This window comes from Deltaproteobacteria bacterium, from assembly GCA_016180855.1.
Taxonomy (GTDB): Bacteria; UBA10199; UBA10199; order JACPAL01; family JACPAL01; genus JACPAL01.
On record JACPAL010000008.1, the window covers coordinates 22,841 to 42,669 of the forward strand.

15 protein-coding genes are annotated in these 19,829 nt (G+C 51.8%); 3 read left to right on the plus strand and 12 right to left on the minus strand.

All coding sequences use genetic code 11. The features are described from left to right. Positions 1-4 precede the first annotated feature (4 nt). Positions 5-2,566, plus strand: coding sequence for a phosphatidylserine/phosphatidylglycerophosphate/cardiolipin synthase family protein (locus HYT77_04390; GenBank protein ID MBI2067232.1), 2,562 nt, complete (start codon positions 5-7; stop codon positions 2,564-2,566). A 22-nt stretch (positions 2,567-2,588) separates the two neighbouring features. Here HYT77_04390 and HYT77_04395 read toward each other — a convergent pair whose 3' ends face one another. Next, on the minus strand, positions 2,589-3,494 hold the full coding sequence (locus HYT77_04395; protein MBI2067233.1) for an NADP-dependent oxidoreductase: 906 nt from the start codon (positions 3,492-3,494) through the stop codon (positions 2,589-2,591). 211 nt (positions 3,495-3,705) lie between these two features. Between HYT77_04395 and HYT77_04400 the strand changes: the two genes are divergently transcribed. Together HYT77_04400 and HYT77_04405 are read left to right on the plus strand one after the other, a co-directional pair. Continuing rightward, positions 3,706-5,415, plus strand: coding sequence for an SBBP repeat-containing protein (locus HYT77_04400; GenBank protein ID MBI2067234.1), 1,710 nt, complete (start codon positions 3,706-3,708; stop codon positions 5,413-5,415). Positions 5,416-5,781: 366 nt separating this feature from the next. Next, positions 5,782-7,539 (plus strand): c-type cytochrome, encoded by a 1,758-nt coding sequence (locus HYT77_04405; protein ID MBI2067235.1) that lies wholly within the window; start codon positions 5,782-5,784, stop codon positions 7,537-7,539. Positions 7,540-7,549: 10 nt separating this feature from the next. Here the strand turns inward: HYT77_04405 and HYT77_04410 are convergent, their stop codons facing one another. From HYT77_04410 to murD, 11 genes are read right to left on the minus strand one after another with little or no spacing between them, the layout of a single operon-like run. Then, entirely contained in the window at positions 7,550-8,278 is a 729-nt protein-coding gene (locus tag HYT77_04410; GenBank protein ID MBI2067236.1) for a hypothetical protein, read from the minus strand. Positions 8,279-8,283: 5 nt separating this feature from the next. Continuing rightward, positions 8,284-9,948: a LysM peptidoglycan-binding domain-containing protein gene (locus HYT77_04415; protein MBI2067237.1), complete on the minus strand. Its 1,665-nt coding sequence runs from the start codon at positions 9,946-9,948 to the stop codon at positions 8,284-8,286. Beyond that, complete coding sequence (gene ftsZ, locus HYT77_04420) at positions 9,911-11,134, minus strand: cell division protein FtsZ (protein ID MBI2067238.1); 1,224 nt, start codon at positions 11,132-11,134, stop codon at positions 9,911-9,913. Before ftsZ ends, HYT77_04415 begins: the two co-directional genes overlap by 38 nt. A gap of 15 nt (positions 11,135-11,149) precedes the next feature. Beyond that, positions 11,150-12,376 carry a cell division protein FtsA gene (gene ftsA / locus HYT77_04425; protein MBI2067239.1) on the minus strand — a complete coding sequence of 409 codons (1,227 nt, stop codon included), beginning with the start codon at positions 12,374-12,376 and terminating at the stop codon, positions 11,150-11,152. Positions 12,377-12,379: 3 nt separating this feature from the next. After that, positions 12,380-13,078, minus strand: a complete 699-nt coding sequence (locus HYT77_04430; GenBank protein MBI2067240.1) for an FtsQ-type POTRA domain-containing protein — start codon at positions 13,076-13,078, stop codon at positions 12,380-12,382. Next, positions 13,075-13,986 (minus strand): D-alanine--D-alanine ligase, encoded by a 912-nt coding sequence (locus tag HYT77_04435; GenBank protein ID MBI2067241.1) that lies wholly within the window; start codon positions 13,984-13,986, stop codon positions 13,075-13,077. The genes HYT77_04430 and HYT77_04435 overlap by 4 nt, the downstream gene beginning before the upstream one ends. Before the next feature lie 4 nt (positions 13,987-13,990). Next, the gene (murB, locus tag HYT77_04440) at positions 13,991-14,884 is read right to left on the minus strand and encodes a UDP-N-acetylmuramate dehydrogenase (GenBank protein MBI2067242.1); all 894 of its coding nucleotides are present in this window, start codon (positions 14,882-14,884) and stop codon (positions 13,991-13,993) included. A gap of 17 nt (positions 14,885-14,901) precedes the next feature. Beyond that, positions 14,902-16,269, minus strand: a complete 1,368-nt coding sequence (locus HYT77_04445; GenBank protein MBI2067243.1) for a UDP-N-acetylmuramate--L-alanine ligase — start codon at positions 16,267-16,269, stop codon at positions 14,902-14,904. Beyond that, positions 16,262-17,353: an undecaprenyldiphospho-muramoylpentapeptide beta-N-acetylglucosaminyltransferase gene (gene murG / locus HYT77_04450; protein ID MBI2067244.1), complete on the minus strand. Its 1,092-nt coding sequence runs from the start codon at positions 17,351-17,353 to the stop codon at positions 16,262-16,264. The genes HYT77_04445 and murG overlap by 8 nt, the downstream gene beginning before the upstream one ends. After that, positions 17,350-18,447, minus strand: coding sequence for a putative lipid II flippase FtsW (ftsW, locus tag HYT77_04455; protein MBI2067245.1), 1,098 nt, complete (start codon positions 18,445-18,447; stop codon positions 17,350-17,352). The genes murG and ftsW overlap by 4 nt, the downstream gene beginning before the upstream one ends. Then, entirely contained in the window at positions 18,444-19,793 is a 1,350-nt protein-coding gene (gene murD / locus HYT77_04460; protein MBI2067246.1) for a UDP-N-acetylmuramoyl-L-alanine--D-glutamate ligase, read from the minus strand. Before murD ends, ftsW begins: the two co-directional genes overlap by 4 nt. Positions 19,794-19,829 lie beyond the last annotated feature (36 nt).

Genomic DNA, 19,829 nt, shown 5'->3' on the forward strand with positions numbered 1-19,829 from the left:
CGTCGTGAGAAATTCTTCTGTTCCAAGAACCTCTTCTTTAACGGCCGGGAACTGGGTTCGCGAGCAACTGGAGAGAATAGAACCGGAAGAAGAACCGGTTAAAGATCAATTTTTAGCAGCGACCCGACTGGCGGCCACATTAAAACCGGATGCCCCTGATCCGGTTTTGGATCCGGAAGAGTTTGCACTGTTCAAAACAGTTTTTGAAAAAAGACCGCGGCTTTTTTATTGGTCTGATATCAAAGAAGAGGTCCGAAGGGCCCATCGCTCCCTCACCATGATTCAGGAAATACTGGAAGAACTACCACCCGGCTTCGAGGAAGCGGAAAAAAGAGAACTCCTCTCTCTCCTTTCACGTGCCTCAACATCGGAAAGAGATCCTTACAACCAATGGCAACCCCCTGCCCTCGATTGGTTTTTGGCCACCTTGAGGCAATACCGCCGGATCGACTCTCCCCAAAAAAGATTTCTCGACTATCTCGCCCCGTTACAAAAGAAAAAAGAGATCCGGTCGTCCGATTTTGTCCTGATCTACAATCAGGTAAAAAATGAGGCGTTCCCTTTTCGAAAAACGCCTCCCATCAAGAGCGGAATCGATTTCCTCCCGTTGACATTAACCCCATTTCATCAGGTAGCGGTCGATGGACAAACAATCCCCCTCCGACTGAAAGTAAGTCCGTTCCACCCGTCAGGAGTGGTGCTCCGACCGATCAAAATGGATGGTCTCGAAGTGGAGTTTTACCGAAAAGATTCAACAAATGGCCAAAAGATCTTACTCGGAACCGGTATCACAGATGCAGACGGTATCGCCACCCTCCATTACAGGGTGGAGTCACCCGATCCCCTCAATCTCCTCTACAACATCAAAAATGATCCGCGGGACTTTCGACAATCAAAAGGTCACCTGCAAATTCTCTCCACAAAAAAACCGGTCATCGCCGTTGATCTGGATGGACTTAGAGACGATCATCTCTTTTGGAGCGGGGTAACCGAGTCATTGCAGAAATTGACAGCCGCAGGTTACCAACCGGTTGCGATCGTTCATCGAGGTGCTAGCACGGAGCACTATGCCAAAATGGTAACCGCGCTGGAGCCATTAAAAATTCCTGCCCTCTATAATGATTTTTCAGACGGGACCTTTGATCCCAACGGAAACGGATTTGATGAGACGCAATTGGAAAAGCTCAAACGGCTCAAGTTTGAATCAGGAATCCCTGTTGTTGGAGTCCTCACACGGGAGATTCATCAACCCGCCTCTTACCAGGAGGCCCAAATCGAGATTATCCCGTTTGAGGACGATCTGGCCTCTCATACAAAAGCGTTGGCCCAAAACCACCGGGGTTTTCTTGCAAGGGTCGAATCGCCTGATTTTGATCCGGAAACCTTCTACTGGGATGGAATGACCGAGTCACGATGGCGAGAAGGGAACAAGATTCAACTTTTTCCCGGAAATGAGCATGCCGCAAACGCACTAAAGAGAGTCCTCCGAGAGGCCCGATCTTTTATCTCATTTCAGGGGGTCACATTGATTGATGATCCGTTTGGAAAAGAGGTCCGGGACCTCCTGATACAAAAAGCCAGAGGAAATAATGAGTCGCCGCCAATCCCTGTAAAGCTCATCCTGGATGGCGCGTTGGGAAATTTCATCTTTCCGACAGCAAGCGGGTTTGGCCGGACCGATGGAGACGATATTGACCGACTCGAAGAGAACGGTGTTGAGGTCGCCGAACATGAACTGTACGAATACTTTGATTGGGATGAGACATTCTTTGGAGTCATGACAAGGCTCCACGCCAAGTTTCTGATTGCCGACTCTCCTGAAGGAGTCGTAGCCATGGGGGGAGGAAGACACCCCTCCACATCCTATTTTGGCACAAGAGCGGATAAGGCCGAATTCAACTGGTTTGAAAAACTGACCTTCAGTATCGATCTTGGTCCTTATCAGGACTTAAGTTATACGGTCCGCGGCCCAATTGTTGAAGATATCCATCGCGAGTTTATTGAAAGCTTTGAGTATTATAAGGAGAAGCGCCTCGGAGATGACGAAAAGAGAAGACTTCTGGATCCCCAACTCTATCAACCACATCCAATCGGAGCAGGAAGCACACCGGCCCGCCTCATCTTGCACCGGCCCTATCAAAATCAGAACTGCCAGAACGTCCTGACCCGTTTTCTGGAGTCACCAACCTCCCGGGAAGTCACCTTTGTCAATTCGTTTGAACCGACGGAGGCTCTCAAGGAGGCGATGAAGAAGGCAGCGCGGGAAGGAAAACAGGTACGATGGATTGTCGGGAAACTGGGTCGCTTCTATGATGACCGGAGGGACAAGGTCTTTCAGGAGATGCTTGACGCCGGCGTTGAGATTTACCGGATCCCTTACAAGCTCCACACCAAGTTGTACGGCACCCCTCAGTACTACGCCTTTGGGAACCATAATGTGGACACTTTTTCCTTAAGGGATTTGGAGGATCTTCTCATGGTTCCGGCAAACTCCAACGGCGGAGAGCAGGCCTCCCGATACATTCAAGAACTGCTCGCTGCGGCAACCCCTCTCCATAAAAGATAGATCATCTCAAGATCCCCAAAAATCAAACAAGGGAGAGGATAATCTTCCCTCTGACATGTCCCGTCTCGATCTCCCGGTGGGCCTCTCGAACCTGATCCAGAGAAAAGAGCTTGTGAAGATGAACCGTGAGCTTTCCTGCCTCCGCGAGCTCTCTTAATTGATTTAAATGATCCGGCTCCGGCCTCACAAAGACATAGCCGGGGGTAATGCCCCTTTGCGAAAAGTAATCCTGATCAATTTCCAAAATGGAGGTAAGACGCCCACCCTTCTTTAAAACACCTGCACTCTTTTTCTGAAACTCACCACCAACGGTATCAAAAACCGCATCGATCCCCTGAGGAAAATCCTGAAGCACCGCCTGAACAAAGTCTTTCTTTGTATAATCAATTGCCTTATCGGCCCCAAGTTGTTGGACGTACTGGTGGTTTCTTGAACTCGCCGTGGTAATAACTTTGACCCTACTATTTTTGGCGAGTTGAATTGCATACCCTCCGACCCCTCCGGCACCGGCATGTATCAGGATCGTCTCTCCCTTCTTTATCTTGAGACTTTCGAAGAGGGATTGATAGGCAGTCAGACCGGCAAGCGGGATCGCAGCCGCCTCTTCAAATCTCAAGTTTTTTGGTTTTAGGGCAAGATGCCTCGGCTCCAGCGCAATAAACTCGGCGTATGTTCCATCCTGAATCTTCTCCTTGCGCGTGTAGGCGAAAACCTCATCTCCCTTCCTAAACCCAATGACCTCTGAGCCAACCGCCTCTACAATCCCTGAGGCCTCCCAACCGGGTATGATCGGAAACTGATGAGGCATCCGCCCTTTCAGAAGTCCCAGGCGGATCTTCCAATCGACCGGATTCAGACCGGCAGCGATAATCTTGACCAGGACCTCACCCGATCCAAACTTGGGTAGCGGTACCTCCGCCAATTCCAAGACATCCACCCCGCCAAATTTTTGAATAAATGACCGCCTTCATGTATGATCAATCAACCATTGATCAAGTTATCAATTTTATCAAACTGATAAAATTATCAAAATGAGAGCTTAATCGGCCATGTTGTAAAAAAATACCATTACTATTCAGATGGTTATTGAATCAACGAGGGCCGGATTCTGGCGTACATTTTGCAGGAATTACGATGCGATGAAAAGAGTTATTGGAATCTTCGTCTTGAGCCTCCTGCTTTTTAGCCATCTTTCTTTTGGGGCCAATACGGAAAAGATGAGAGGAGTACAACCGGGGCCAAAAATACCACGAGGCTCAACAGACCTTTCAAGGCAGGTCAAGGAGACCCGTAAAAAGGAGTCCCCCCGAAAAAGAACCTTTAAGGAACTTTTCCGAGATGCCCGTGACTGGTTTGTGGCGGAGGTCGATGATCTCTTGACCCCTGTGGCAACAGCAACCTGCGGGAATGGAGTCATAGAGCCTCCCACAGAAAATTGCGACGGCGAGGCCGATTGTCCCTCTCATTGTGTTCGACCAAGACCTCCCATGAACTGTGCCCCTCATCCAAATCGTCTCTTGTGTCCGACATCAGGCTCTCCATGGTCATTGATATCTGGATCGGAAGATCAAAATGAAGTCGGCATGAGTCTGGAGCTCGATGCCTCCGGAAATCTCTATACCGTAAGCCGTGAAGGGTATGGAGCCGCTACCCATGGTATTGTCACGAGACAAATGGACAGCTGTGGTACCCTTATTTGGGAAAAAAGGATCATCTATATTCCACCCACCCCTATTTACACTGAGATCGAGCCAGTGACGACATCTTTGGACAGCATCGGTGTCGATGGATCGGGCAATAGTTTTGTCATCGGTATAAAGGAAGACCTCCCGGGGGGAGGGAGTGGTTGGAGTATCAACGGGGATGGCACGTGGGTTTTCGTGAGGGGATATAATTTTACGGGCGATCTCATATGGGAAGAGAATATTGACCAGGTTGGAAATTCGGCGGCCATAGAAGTTGATTGCGCGGGGAATGTCTACGTCGCCGGGTGGTCTGTCCCTCCTGTTGGTTCAGATCCAAAAGAGGTCCCAAGGGTCTGGGTCCGAAAGTATAAATTAGATGGCACGGGGACACGGGTCTTGGCCTGGGAATCGACTGACTACGACAGCAAGTTGGCCCATGACTATGTTTCATCGATGACCGTCGATGGAGCGGGGAATCTCTACGTGCTTGGATGGACCCATCTTCAGGATCCTTCGGCGCTCCCGGGGAGTGGATTGCAATATCCCAACGCCCTCCTCCTGAAGTATTCGCCGGACGGGGCTCTTTTGCAACGAGCGGTCCGACCTTCGATCATCGGCAAACTCCGCGGACACTCGATAGGGCCTGATGGAAACCTCTATGCCACTACAGCCTCTGAGGGAGCGATCGTGGAGAAAATCTCATCAACAGACCTCTCTCATCTCGAGTGGATAACATTAGACGATATTTCACCCCCTTATTACCCTGAAGAGCCTATTCAGGTCCCGCAAAGATTCGCAGATAATGTGGCCTTTAGCAGTGAGGGAAACATGTACGTTACAGGCTGGAAGTATCTGGAAGGGACCTCATCAACCAGTAATAAAAATTATCCCTGGGTAAGCAAATTGAATCCTCCGGGGACCGAACTGCTCTGGGAAAACCTCGTCCCAGGCGTTTGGGATGGGCGTGGAGACGCCCTCAATTACAATTTTGGGGTCACCTTCTTCGATCTGGCCGTTGATTCTTTTGGAAACAGCTATTCCATCGGGGGCATCATCAATCACGACCCCTCAGACCTGAGGTATCGTGCTGCCGATATTTTGATTCAGAAGGCAACGCCCTCTGGTAGTACAGATGGCTGGGGAGGGACATTTTCGGGCCCTTGAGCTACTCCCCTTTGCTGGTAAAATGAACCTCCCCCCGGCAAGACCGCGGGGTTTCTTGGCGGAGGCGGATAAATTCGTCACCGAATTTATGAATCGAAGGACTTAGTCTGTACCCTCACAGAGTACGAAAAATGTCCTCAAAGAGCACTTTTCCGCACCACCTATAACCTTCAGTCGAGAGTAAAAGCAGAAGGATTCACTATAGTGTTTCAACTTTTTATTCGTACGGTAGTGCGGATAAAAAGTTAGAAATACTTATGGTTGGTCATTTTAAATTGTACTAATTGAAAGTTAATAAACCATAGAAATATCAACCGACGGAATTCTGGACGAGTTAGAGCAGTAAGGAGAAATGATATGACCCCTATGAAACCAATTCTTGCTTTAGTGGGAGCCGCGGCGGGCGCAGCAGGTTTGCTTGGCTGCTCCTCCAGTTCACAATCGACTAATCGAGGCCAGGAAGCCCCCCCGATAACCACCAATGGTGATATTCCCTACTCCAAGGAGTTTCCATCCTATCAACAATGTGTCGATTACGTAAACAAAAACTCACAGAAGGTTGGAACGGGCGATCCTTTCATCGGTTCCTGCATTTTTGAGCACGGAGTTCCCAATCCACTCCGTGTCGCAGGCGCCGCCTACGACTTTACCAAATATACAAATCTGATGATGTACATCACGCTGACCGACAAAGAAAAACAGCAAGTCCTGGCGGCCGGTGCAGGCATCAAAGAGGATAAAGAGGCCGGGGAGGTGATGTATAAACAGTTGGTCCAAGTCCTCTGGAATTACACCGGACTGGCAAGAAAGCCGGACGGACTCGGTCGAACCAACTGGGAAGGTCAGGGAGTTGTTTGGGCCGACAAAGTGAGAACCCCGGTCTCCTGCGGGTGGTGTCATACCGGAAAGGTTCCGACCAAGACAGGATTTGAATATCGTCCGGGCGTCCCCAATAAAGAGATTCAAGTTGCTAAATTCCCGCTCCGAATGAAAAAGGTGCTCGATGCGCTTGAATGGAATTGGTGGAAGGCACGTTGGAAGAACCATGACGACCTGCTTCCCAAACCGCTGGCCCTTGTTGCTCGAGAGGCGCTTCGCGAAGGAGATCCCGGATTCAATATAGGGCGTCGCTTTGAGCTTTGGCTGGGAGGCATGCTTTATGATGAAGACTCCCTTGGCTATACAATCGCGCGGGTGCCTGTCTGGATTCACGGAGGCATTTTTGTCAGCCTGCGGGATCCGGTCGATTTTGAACCAAGCAAGCTTCGACAAATGGCATTTTCCCTCAAACTCTTATTTGGTGCCAGCTTACCGGAACTTAGCATGGGGAACGGAAATGTTCCAATCGGACCCGGCTACTGGAGAGACAATCACCTTCAGCAAACACTCTTCCGACTCGGGTTTCTGGACAACACATATACCGGAATCTCAAAGGCGGGGCTTCCGGTTGAAAACGGAACACCGGCCCAAATGACAGCTCGTTGGAAAGATCTCTATGCGTTTATTCAAAGCTTGAGACCTTCTCCTTTTCCATTCCCTATTGACGAAACTTTGGCACGTGCCGGTTTTGAAGTCTTTCAGGAGAATTGCAAGAGTTGCCACAATATTGATGTGGGTCCCTCCGGCATTGTCTCTCAATTCAGAGAAACCCGTACGCACCCCAGTACCGTTATCGGCAGTGAACCATTCGATCGCAATTATTTTGATAATGCGTTACACCCAGACTATCTGGATAGGCTCAACCGCTCTCAATTCATTACGCAAAAGGAAAGGCATCCCGTTTACACAAGGCCGAAAGGGTTGGTGGCACAGAGCCTAGCCGGTGTCTGGGAGAGTTACCCCTACGGCTATTCCGACTGCTGGCCTGACCTCCTTTCCTCTATCTCAGGGAGTGAGCGTCCGCTTGTCTGGAAGATGTCTCCGGATGCCTATAATCCGGAGCGTGGCGGCATGGTTTATTCCGATTTAAGTAACACACAAGAGAAACCGGGCTCACTCGGCACGTCTGTTGTCGACCGGCGAGTCGAAGGGTTCAAATGCACGGGACACGATTTTGACCAGCTTCTCACACCCGAAGAGATAAGGAGTGTGGTTGCATTCTTGAAGACAGTTCGTAGCGAATAACAATACTATATCATGGAAACCTATTGGCCTTCCTCTTCATCGCCTCCTGACGGATCGCTCGGATCACGGCCGGCATCACCCTCTTGACACCCCAACGAATGAGGAATTTCGGGACGTGGGCGTCCGGGTCCGTCCGAACCGAATAGACAAATCGAGTCCGGCGAGGATCCCCCTCAAAAGGGGCAAGAACCATCTCCGCCTCCAAGGACTTGATATTCCCAGCCGCCTTCGTCATCGTGGCACGGTAAAGACCGGTCAAACTTTTTGTCTCATCATCCTGAACACGAATAATCATCCAGCGATTTTTTACCGGCCACGGGACATCATAAAACTGGAAGGCATCATGGCCCCATTCCCCTCCAACGAGCCTTTGAGACCTCATCGAAAAAGACTGCCGTCCAAGAATTTCGTAAAAATGGCCAACCTTCTTACTCTCCCCGACCTGGTTCGTTATCTTTGGAGTAACGAGGCGACTATCCAGCAAGGTTGGAATCTCATAGCTTAGCCACCGGTCGGAATCGATGAATATCTGCCAAACAAGCGATGGCGGGGCCTCAATGGCAGCGATCATCTTCGCCCAGACCAGAGCTCCCTCATACCCACCCTCGGAAACAACCTCTCCACGACGCAACCTCTCATCGACTGACAGCGGCTGTGAGGAGCCAGCTGTAACAGACGTTGCCCCTATCAGAAGAATACCTGCGAGAAATACTTTCCTTTTGAAAATGAAGGGGATCACACAGCTCAAGCTTCTTCAGGTAACGATCCGAACGACCGAATCTTTAGCTTACTGCCAACCTTGATTGTCCTATGACGTACCAACGCATTCCATTTCTTGAGCTGCCTGACCGAGACATTAAATCTCTTTGCAATCTCCCATAGAGTATCACCGGTCTGTACTTCGTAGAGAATAAACGCCCCACTGGAGGCTCCACCAGTTGACTCCTCAAGGTGGGCCGAGGTTGGTGCTGAGGCCTTTGTGACAAGACGAAGCGTCTTCCCCTGTTGCAGATTGTCCCAGTTGACATGCGGGTTCATCGCTCGCAGTCTGGAAGGACTGACACCAAGTCGCCGACCAATCTTGAGGATTCCATCGCCACGCCGGACACGATATCTCAAGGTCCCACCGCTATCCGCATATCTCAACTCACGTCCTGAGGGGCCATGGAGTCGCAACCTCTCCCCTTCCGGTGCGTCATAGGGGATCAAAACTCTTTGCCCGGGTGACAAGATGGTTGATGTCGTGGTCTGATTGACCGCCGCTAACAACTGGATCGGAACTCCATACCGATTGGCCAATAACTTGAGCGATCCCCCCTGCTTCACCTCATAAACCTCACGGGCGATCTTCTCATCGGGAGTCAGAAGCCCACAACGGGTTTCAAACGCCTCAATACCGGACATCGGTATTTTCAGGCGATACTGACTCTCATTCGGTGGGGTCACCCAGTTCCTTATCTCGGGATTCAATTCCTTGAGTTCTTGATAGGTACTGTTGGCACATTGGGCAGCAATCCGAAGATCGATCGGCGCACTGAGAGAGACAAACTGATATGGAATCGGCTTCTGGTAAGCAATCCGCCCAAATCCATAAGCCGATGGATCCCTGCTGATGAGTGCCGCGGCAATGATCTTGGGAACGTAGTTTCTGGTTTCGCGTCTTAGGTAGGTACGTCCATGCTGCGTCATCTCCCAAAAATCGACCGTGTGGTATTTTCGAATCGCACGACGGATCTTCCCCTCACCGGCATTGTAAGAAGCCAATGCCAAATACCAGTCTCCCAAACTTTCATGGAGATCCCTGAGATGACGTGCAGCAGCATCAGTGGAACGCTCGGGATCTCTCCGTTCATCAATCCAGGAGCTTACCTGAAGGCCGTAGCGTAAGCCGGTCCGGTACATGAACTGCCATTTGCCAGTCGCCTTGGCACGGGAATAGGCATTCGGATTAAACCCGCTTTCAACAAGGGCCTGATAAGCCAGATCTTCGGGCAGTCCATACTGTCGGAAGATCTTCTGAATCATCGGGAGATACCTGCCGGATCTCTGAAGATAGAGCTCAAATTTCTCGCGCCCCGGCCCTTGAAAATATTCAATCTGTTCCTGAACCTGATCGTTCATGACAAGCTTGAGCGGGGGAAGTTTGGAATGAACCCTCTCCTCACGATCAATCTCATCAACGGAAGGGAGATGGCGTGCAACCTGTTTTGGAGCCGTAGCGCAGCCGAAAGAAAAAACCAGCCATAAAATGACAGCCAGTTTGAAACAGCCCTCACCCCAAGAGGTTGTCATTAAAACCTTGCCCTTCTCCCGCCCTTCGGCATGGCTCAGGGCAGGCCAAGGGGAGAGGACTCCTTCAAATACAGGAGATTCAGTCAGCATGTTTTCTAAGGAACGTCGGTATGTCATATTCATCTCCATCCGGGTCTGGTACAAACACCTCCGGACCCAAATCCTGAAGCATTTTTTTGAGATCGGTCTTGATCGGGACTTTAGCACGGTTTCTATGAAGCTGTGAACCCTCTTCTGAGGCTGCTTTTGTTGATGGGGAAACCAAGGACTCTGCCATAGCGGGACGCGGCATCCAATCGTTTCTCTTTTGATAGGCCGTAAAGGACGATCCAACGACAGGCCCGTTCTTTTCAAATCCGGTGGCAATCACGGTCACCCGAATCGATTCTTTCATCGACTCCTCAATGACAGCCCCGAAAATGATGTTGGCCTCCGGGTGAGCCTCCTCCTGAATCAGCTTGGCCGCTTCATTCACCTCATGCAACGTCAGGGTTTTTCCACCGGTCACATTAAGGAGAATTCCAGTTGCCCCGGTCATCGACAGATTTTCAAGCAACGGCGATGAGATCGCCCGGGTTGCTGCATCGATGGCACGATGTTCACCCGAGGCGACACCGCTTCCCATCAGGGCGATCCCTTTTTCAGCCATGACGGTACGAACATCCGCAAAGTCGAGGTTGATCAATCCTTTGACGAGGATCAAATCGGAGATCCCCTGAACGGCATGCAGGAGGACCTCATCCGCCTTGTGGAACGCCTCAAGCATCGGCATCTCTTTCCCGGCCACCACGAGGAGACGCTCATTCGGAATAGTGATCAACGTATCGACAATTTCACGCAATTCATCGAGCCCCTGCTCGGCATAGCGGAGTCTCCTTTTCCCTTCAAAAGAAAACGGCTTGGTGACAACGGCAATCGTCAGTGCCCCCAGATCCTTGGCGATCCTGGCAATAACGGGGATCGCCCCTGTCCCCGTCCCACCCCCCATGCCAGCGGTCAAAAAGACGAGGTCGCACCCCTGAAGCATCTCGGTGATCTCCTCTTCACTCTCAATCGCGGCACGACGACCAACCTCCGGATTGGCCCCCGCCCCCAAACCTTTCGTCAAATCCCGGCCAAGTTGAATTTTTGTCTTTGCAAGGCTCGCTCGAAGCGCCTGAACATCGGTGTTCGCCGCAACAAACTCAACACGATCCAATTTCCCCTCAATCATTGTGTTGATGGCGTTGCCCCCACCCCCTCCAATACCCAAAACTTTGATTGAGGCTCCTCCCGGCGATTTTTTTTCTATCAGTTCAGACATCTCCCCCCCACTTCATCAAAAAATCTCTTCCAACCACTCGCGCATCCGTTCCTTCACTCGTGAATAGACGTTCCCTTCGCGCGAGCAGAATAGCTTAGATCCCTGATTTTGGCTACCAAAACGTACAAGACCGACACCGGTTGCATACAAAGGACTCTTGACGACCTCCACCAATCCGCCAATCCCATGAGGGACACCGATCCGAACCGGAAGATTAAACACCTGTTCGGCAATCTCGATCATTCCAGGCAAAAGCGTACTCCCACCGGTCAGCACAACCCCCGACGGAACAAGATCCTCGTAGCCCGATTTGACAATCTCCTGCCGAATAAGTGTCAGAAGTTCTTCGATCCTGGGCTCGACAATTTCTGAAAGGATCTGTCGAGAGAGAATCCGGTCCGCCCCTCCACCGATGGAAGGGACTTCAATCGTCTCATCTTTCTGAACAAGCGAGGTCAGCGCACAACCGTAACGCAGCTTGATCTTCTCCGCCTCGAGAAAAGGAGTCCTCAATCCGACAGCAATATCGTTCGTGACATGATTACCCCCGATGGAAAGAACCGTCGTATGAACAAGGCTTCCTCCGGAGAAGACTGCCAGATCGGTTGTCCCACCGCCAATATCGAGCAAAACAACGCCCAACTCCTTCTCCTCGGGTGTAAGCGTTGCTTCGGCGGAGGCCAGTTGTTCCAGAATGATATCCTGTACATTCAAGCCCGCCCGGTTACAGCATTTGACGATGTTCTGGGCCGAGGTCACCGCCGCCGTCACGATATGAACCTTGGCCTCCAGCCGAACACCGGCCATTCCGACCGGATCCCGGATACCGTCCTGCTCATCGACAACAAACTCCTGCGGAATGACATGAATCACCTCCCGGTCCAGCGGGATCGCGACCGCCTGGGCAGCATCAAAGACACGATCCAGATCGGAGGAGCGAACCTCCCCCTCTTTGAGGGCAACAATTCCGTGGCTGTTGATCCCCCGAATATGACCACCGGCGATCCCTGTGAAGACCGATGAGATCTTCCTTCGGCTCATCCCCTCGGCCTCTTCAACCGATTTTCGGATCGAATCAACAGTGCTTTCTATGTTGATCACAACCCCCTTTCGAAGCCCCTTGGAAAGGGAGGATCCGAGTCCGATAATATCCACCCCGTCATCGGTAATCTCCGCAACGACCGTCGAGATCTTTGTGGTCCCGATATCGAGACCGACAATGATGTTGTCTTCTTTTGCCATAGCTCACCCCCCCTTTAGAAAAACTCTTTTGTTGTAGGTTAAATCGATCGAGAGATTCTTTGTCTTTGCATTGAGCACTTCTGGCAAAATGCCAGAGAGACGATCAATCCTCTTGTCCCATTCTTCCTTCCCCAAAATCGCCTTCACCACGGGACGAAGGGTGAAAAGAACGACCCCTTTGGATTCATCCCAGTGGATTTCTGACAGACCAACCGTTCTTAACAACTCCTGCTCATAAAAAGAACGGATAATGCCAACGAGTCCCGCAACCTCCTGCTCCTTCCCCTTTTTGAGACCGGTAATAATCGGCAGATTTTTGGGATCCCTCCCCTCCAGCTTCTTGAAGATCTTTCCCTCTCGGTTCACAAGATGAAGACCATTCCATTGAATGAGAGCAACCGGCTCCTGTTCCTCCAGAGAAATCACCAGGCGACCTGGGAAAGCCTTGGCAAGGGCAACACCCTCAATCCACGGAGAGGAGAGGAGGCGGTCATGAACCTTCTTTAAGGAGAGACGCAGAAGATTGTCTCCCCGATGCAAGCCCGAGAGCGCAATCACACTTTTCTCCGTAAGATGCCGCGGGGGTGTTAAAAGAACAATATCGGACAGACGAAAAGGACGCAGCGGTGGCAAGAGCCAAGGGAGCGGAAGGGCCACGAGGAGAAGAATCAGCCACCAGAATTTGAATAGAAAGCTCTTCATAATTTGAGTGTCGCCCCCTGAAGAATGCGTTCACAAAGGTCCTCATAGGAGATACCGATCGAGGCAGCCGCCTTGGGAACAAGACTCGTCTCCGTCATGCCGGGAATCGTGTTCGCTTCGAGAAACTGCGGAGTCTCTCCCTCCAGGATAAAGTCGAGTCGGGCCACTCCGGCCAGACGGAGGGAGCAATAAATCTCCCGGCTGACCGCCTGTGTCTTCTTTTGGATCCCTTCTGAAACCCGGGCCGGGACAATGTATTCCGTCATCCCCTTGGTGTATTTTGCCTCGTAATCGTAGAAGCCACCGCGTGGCACCACTTCAATGATCGGTAACGGTTCCCCGTTAAGAAGCCCCACCGTCAATTCACGTCCGGTAACAAATTTTTCGACCATGACCCAGGCGTCCAGAGAAAATGCCTTCTCAAGTGCCGGTCGGAAGGATGACGGCTCCCTGACAATCGAAACGCCCAGCGTAGAGCCCTCATTGTTCGGTTTGACAACCACCGGAAGCGGAAGGGGCGATTCCTGAGGAAACTCGGCCCCGTGAATCATCCGCCAGTCGGCTGTCGAAAACCGGTCCCCGCGGACAAGCCGTTTGGTCAGGTCCTTGTCCATGGCGATCGCTGAGGCGAGTGGTCCGGAGCCGGTATAGGGAACCCCCATCACCTCCAGCATCCCCTGAATCGTCCCATCCTCGCCAAAACGCCCATGGAGCATGAGAACGGCCACCTCAATCTTTCCCTGAAAAATTTTTTCTGCGACCCGTCGGTCGGCATCAATTTCCACAACGGAATAACCCCGGCTCCTCAAAGCAGAGGCAACCCCATGTCCGCTCCGGAGGGAAATCTCCCTCTCACCGGAGAGCCCCCCCATCAGCACACCTACTTTTTTCTTTTTGAGATCCTGCATTACCTCATTCCTCCCCCACAATCCTGATCTCAGGTTCCAAAAGAACCCCATGCCTCTCCTTCACCTTGTCCCGAATCAACCCGACCAAAGCGAGTACATCCCGCGCAGACGCCTGCCCCTCGTTCACAATAAAGTTGGCATGCTTGGGGGAGACACGGGCCCCTCCCACACGCACGTTCTTAAGACCCGATTCCTCAATATAAAATCCGGCATGTCCCTTGGACGGGTTTTTAAAAACAGAACCGATGTTCGGGACATTAAGCGGCTGGGTCTCGATTCGTTTTTCCCGATCCGCCTGAATCTTCTCACGGATCGATTCGGGAGAGGCCGGATTTAATGAGAGACGCGCAGAAAGGAGAACGGCCCCCTGAGGAAAGTGACTCTTGCGGTATTCAAACCGGATCTTCTCCTTAGGCCAAGTCACGAGTTTGCCGTCCTTCTCCACAAAAGTAACTTCCTGCACAACGGTTCCAATCTCTCCCTTACGAGTCCCGGCGTTCATAAAGAGGGCTCCTCCAACGTTTCCCGGAATACCGGCCAGTGCCTCGATACCGGACAACCCCTCCTGAGCGGTCCAATCGACCAACCGGGGGAGACCGACACCGGTCTCCACATAAACCGTCTTCTCGTCTTCCTTGCGGATTGCCGAGAAACCGCGTGACAGTGAAACGACGATCCCCCGGATCCCTTTATCCCTCACCAACAGATTGCTACCGGCCCCCAAGACAAAATGAGGGATCTTCCGGCTCTTGGTCCAAAGCAGGAGTTTCGATAATTCCTCCACCTGTCGGGGATAAACGAGTGCATCCGCCGCCCCCCCAACGCGCAGGGTGGTGTAGCGCGACATCGGCTCATCAAAAAGTGTCTCTCCACAAAGTTTTTTTATCTCGTCCTTCATCGTGTCCGTCAAAAGGGTCACCTTTCTTGTACCCGTCTCACCAACTCCCGCCCCACCTTCCAGATGTCACCGGCTCCTAATGTTACAATCATGTCTCCCTTTTTCATGCCGGCCTCCACCCCCTTCAACATCTCCTCAAAATCATCACAGTAAACCGCCTTGGCGATCTTTCCGGTCAATGCCCTGCCGGTGATCCCCTGAATCGGTCGTTCACCCGCCGCATAAATTTCGGTGATCAAAAGATGATCGGCATCACCAAACGCCTCGGTGAACTCCTTCATGAGAAGCTTGGTACGACTGTAACGATGGGGTTGAAACAGGACCCAGAGCCTTCCCTTTTTCAGGGAGGCGGCCGTTCGAAGCGTCGCACGAATCTCTTCAGGATGATGACCATAATCATCAACCACCATCACCGGTTTTTCCAGATGAACCTCAAACCGCCTGGAAATCCCTCGAAACCGGGAAAGTGCCCTTTGAACTGCACTGAACCGGATCCCTAGCTCCTGAGCCACCGCGATCGCCGCGAGACTGTTCAAGACGTTATGTCGGCCCGGGAGGGAAGCCAGACGAACCTTTCCCAGAAGTTTTCCCGCACGATACACCTTGAAGGTACTCCCAAGACCGACTGTCCGTATCCCCTTGGCCGTCAGATGAGGCTCTCCATAACGGCTTTCCAGTCCATAAGTGACAAAACGTTTAACAAACTTTTTGGCGATATCTGCCACAACGGGATGATCCAGGCAGAGGACCGCCAGGCCGTAGAACGGGACCTTCCCGGCAAATTCCTGAAAGGTCTTCTTCAAAGAGGAAAAGTCCCGATAATGATCCATATGTTCGGGATCGATGTTCGTAATCACAGCAATGGTAGGGGCGAGATGAAGAAAGCTCCCGTCCGATTCATCCGCCTCCGCCACGAGAAACTTCCCCTTCCCCAAACGGGCATTGGAGCGGAGAGATTTGAGACGCCCACCAATCACCATGGTCGGATCCAGCCCCCCCTCCGCAAGAACACTCGCGATGAGCGAGGTCGTTGAGGTCTTGCCATGGCTCCCGGCGATTGCGATGCCGTATTTCATCCTCATGAGCTCCGCAAGCATCTCGGCGCGGGCGATGACCGGTAATCCACGCCGCAGTGCCTCATCAACCTCGGGATTTTTTCGGGAGACAGCCGAGGAGGTCACGACCACCTGGGTTGAATCGACGTGGGAGGCAGAGTGTCCAATCGAAATTCTCGCCCCCCGTCTCTTAAGCCGATCGGTCATCGACGACCTGGCAAGATCAGAACCTGAAACCTGGTAGCCAAGATTGAGCAAAACCTCTGCAATGCCGCTCATGCCGATTCCTCCAATTCCGACGAAATGTATCCGGCGAATATGTTCATACATGACGCACCAACGAAACCAGACGAAGAGCCATCCTCTCTGCAGCATCCCGGCCTGGGAGCGATCGCATCGCCTCCGCATGACGCCTCAAGTCCTCCCGATCCGCTTCATAATGAAGAATCCGATGGAGCAGTTTTTGCCTTCCGGCATCCGACATAATCTCCTGATCCGGAATCATCTCCGCCGCACCCCTCTCAACCAATTTCATCGCATTCCACCTCTGATGTTGGTTGACTGAATGGGGATACGGAATGAAGAGGGCCGGGCGCCCCGTTACCACAAGCTCTGCAATCGTGGATCCTCCAGCCCTCGAGATCACAAGATCCGCCTCGGAATACGCCCTTTTCATATCCTGAATGAAGGGAGAAACCTCGACCTTCTCCTCTCCGACACCCATCTTGCTGTACGCCTGCCTCACACGGTCAAAGTCACTCCTGCCTGTCTGATGAATCAAGCGTACCTGACGCCCTGATTCACGGAGGCCTGGCAGTATCTTGAGAATAGCCTCGTTCACAGAGGAGGCGCCTTGACTGCCTCCCAGGACCAAGAGGGTGAAAGGGCCGGTCTGTTTTTGAGAAGTTATCTTCAGCTCAGACCTTGTTGGTGTTCCGAGCCATTCCACTTTCCTTGCGGGAAAATATTTCTCCATCCCCGGGAATGAGGTAAAAACGAGATTGGCAAACCGTGTCAGGAGACGATTGGTGAGCCCCGGAATTGAATTCGGTTCGATGACGGCACGTGGAATCCTTAAAAACCAGGCCGCCAGAACAACGGGACCTGAACTGTAACCACCACTCCCGAGAACCAGATCGGCCTCAAATTTCTTGAGGAGCGAAACGGCCCAGAAGAGAACAAGAGGTATGCGAAAGAGTGTGTTCATTTTTTCAAGAACCGGTCTCCCCCGAAGCCGGCCGACACGAATTCTTTCGTACGAAAACTGGTGCTGCCGGAGGACCTCTTCTTCCGGGCCCAATCCGGAAATAACAAACAGGATCTTCTTATGCCCTTGATGGCGAAGTGACTCCGCCACTGCAATCCCCGGAAAGAGATCCCCTCCTGTTCCTGTTGTCGCAATCACCGTATTCATGCCTTGCTCCTCGAAGCGATATTGAGCAAAATTCCGACCGCAATCATGGAGATCACCATGGAGCTCCCCCCGTAACTGACAAAGGGAAGCGTCAGTCCTTTTGTCGGAAGAAGCCCCGACACGACCCCCACATTGATGACAACCTGGATACCGACCATAAGCCCAATCCCCATCGCCAGGTAGGAAGAGAACAGATCCGGAGCTCTCCAGGAGATCCGAAAGACGCGATAAAGCCAGATGATGAAGAGACCCAGAACGGTCAGCGTCCCTAAAAGTCCCATCTCCTCCCCAACGACGGAGAAAATGAAATCGGTATGGGCCTCCGGGAGATAAAAAAGTTTCTGCTTTCCCGATCCCAACCCCTGACCAAACAGACTCCCAACATGAAATGCCACATAAGACTGGATGATCTGAAAACCGGCTCCTCGTTCGTGTTCCCACGGATTTAGAAAGGCAAGAATTCTCATGCGTCGATAGGGGACAGAGGCGACCAGATAATAAAGCGCAGGCATTGCTAAGAGAATCTCAGAGGCAAGAAAGGAAGGCTTCGCCCCCCCCACAAACATCATAATGAAGAGGGTCGCCCCCATCACGGCACCCCCTCCCAAATCCTTGCCCAAAAGAACTCCGCCGATCAGAAGGCCAGAGAAAACCAGGGGAGAGATCCAGGTAAAAAGAAACTGAACCTTTTCCTGTTTCTTGGAGAGGATATAGGCAAGATAGATAACGAGGGCGATCTTGGCCATTTCGGACGGCTGGAGAGTAATCGGCCCAAGTCGAATCCAACGGGAGGTCTCACCGACCCGAACCCCGAGCGAGGGAACAAAAACCAGTCCCATCAGGAGAATCGAGATCAAGAGGAGCGGGTAGGCCAACCGCGCATAGAAAGTAAGAGGGATTATACGGGCCACCACCATCCCGATGAACCCAACAAAAACAATTACGACTTCTCTCTTCAAGAAATGGAGACTGTCTCCAAATCGTTCCTTGGCCAGAATCCCGGAGGCGGAGAAGACCATTGTCATGCCGACCGCCACAAGAAAAAGAGTCGTCAGGAACAGGGTGTAGTCAAATGGTTTGCGAAGGGTCATCATGTAAGTTGGGCAACAATCTCCTGAAAATGTTTTCCCCTCTCCTCAAAATTTTTGTACTGGTCAAAACTGGCGCACCCGGGCGAGAGAAGCACCCGATCACCCGGCTTCGCCTCCTCGCTTGCCTTTTTGACCGCATTTTCCATAGTGCCAACCTCTGCAATGGAGGCCGTCTCTTTGAGTTGACGCGCCATGAGGCGAGAGGCATCACCAATCAACAAGAGGCTTTTGACCTTTTGGGCTATGAGGGAGCGCAGAGGGACAAAACTCCCTCCTTTATGTTTTCCGCCGGCAATCAGGATCACCTGATGGTCCTTGAAACCCGATAGTGACTTGGCCAGCGCATCGATATTGGTCCCTTTTGAATCATTATAATAGAGAACACCGTTCCGCTCGCGTACCAACTGCATCCGGTGGGGCAGGCCCTCAAACCTCTCAAGAACCTCACGAATCGTCTTCGATGGGACTTCGCAAATCCGTGCGACCCCGATAGAAGCCATCATGTTCTCAACGTTGTGGAGACCGATCAGCTTCACCTTCTCCAGGGGATAATCCTCAAACTCCCCCTTCCAACGCCGGACAATCCTTCCACTGGAAACGAACAGGCCATCCTGGAGAATCGAATGTATTGAAAACGGAAGGTGTCTCGCCTTTGACCGGGAGAGATACGACTTCAGCGGCTGACTTTCCTGATTGAAAACGACCCAGTCGCGATAGGTCTGATCCTTGAGGATCCTCATTTTCGCGTGAACGTAATCACGGAACGTAGCGTAACGATCGAGATGATCCTCCGTCAGATTGAGCAGTACAGCGACCTTGGGATGGAATTTTTTCACGGTTTCCATCTGAAAACTGGAAACCTCCACGACCGCATAATCGTATTTCTTATTCTCCATAACGACCTCCAGAAGTGGTCGACCGATATTTCCGGCCAATGCCACCTTCTGCCCCGAGGCATTGATCAACTCGGCAATCAGGGTTGAAGTTGTTGATTTGCCGTTCGTACCGGTCACTGCGATGAAAGGAGATTGAAGGTACAAAACCGCCACTCCCATCTCTCCCAGAATCGGAATCCTTTTTCGGTGGGCCCGCTTGAGTCCGGGAATCTCCATCGAAACCCCCGGCGAGACACAGATCAGATCCTGCCGCACAAAAATATCTCCATCGTTGTTCCCCAAATGCCACTCGATCGGGAGTCCTTTCCATTGTTGAACAATCCTTGAGAGATCTTCTTCCTGTTTGAGATCGGTGACGGCCACACGCGCCCCCTGATCCAGAAAAAAGCGTGTGGCCGCCTCTCCCGATCGCCCTAACCCTACCACCAAAACTTTTTTGCCCTTGAGGCGCATTTTCTACCCTCACCCCCTCATCTCTCCTCTCACTCA

Coding starts and splice junctions, on each gene's coding strand:
- HYT77_04400 (MBI2067234.1), top strand. CDS start 3,706: ATGAAAAGAGTTATTGGAATCTTCGTCTTGAGCCTCCTGCTTTTTAGC.
- HYT77_04405 (MBI2067235.1), top strand. CDS start 5,782: ATGAAACCAATTCTTGCTTTAGTGGGAGCCGCGGCGGGCGCAGCAGGT.
- HYT77_04415 (MBI2067237.1), bottom strand. CDS start 9,948: ATGACATACCGACGTTCCTTAGAAAACATGCTGACTGAATCTCCTGTA.
- ftsZ (MBI2067238.1), bottom strand. CDS start 11,134: ATGTCTGAACTGATAGAAAAAAAATCGCCGGGAGGAGCCTCAATCAAA.
- ftsA (MBI2067239.1), bottom strand. CDS start 12,376: ATGGCAAAAGAAGACAACATCATTGTCGGTCTCGATATCGGGACCACA.
- HYT77_04430 (MBI2067240.1), bottom strand. CDS start 13,078: ATGAAGAGCTTTCTATTCAAATTCTGGTGGCTGATTCTTCTCCTCGTG.
- HYT77_04435 (MBI2067241.1), bottom strand. CDS start 13,986: ATGCAGGATCTCAAAAAGAAAAAAGTAGGTGTGCTGATGGGGGGGCTC.
- murB (MBI2067242.1), bottom strand. CDS start 14,884: ATGAAGGACGAGATAAAAAAACTTTGTGGAGAGACACTTTTTGATGAG.
- HYT77_04445 (MBI2067243.1), bottom strand. CDS start 16,269: ATGTATGAACATATTCGCCGGATACATTTCGTCGGAATTGGAGGAATC.
- murG (MBI2067244.1), bottom strand. CDS start 17,353: ATGAATACGGTGATTGCGACAACAGGAACAGGAGGGGATCTCTTTCCG.
- ftsW (MBI2067245.1), bottom strand. CDS start 18,447: ATGATGACCCTTCGCAAACCATTTGACTACACCCTGTTCCTGACGACT.
- murD (MBI2067246.1), bottom strand. CDS start 19,793: ATGCGCCTCAAGGGCAAAAAAGTTTTGGTGGTAGGGTTAGGGCGATCG.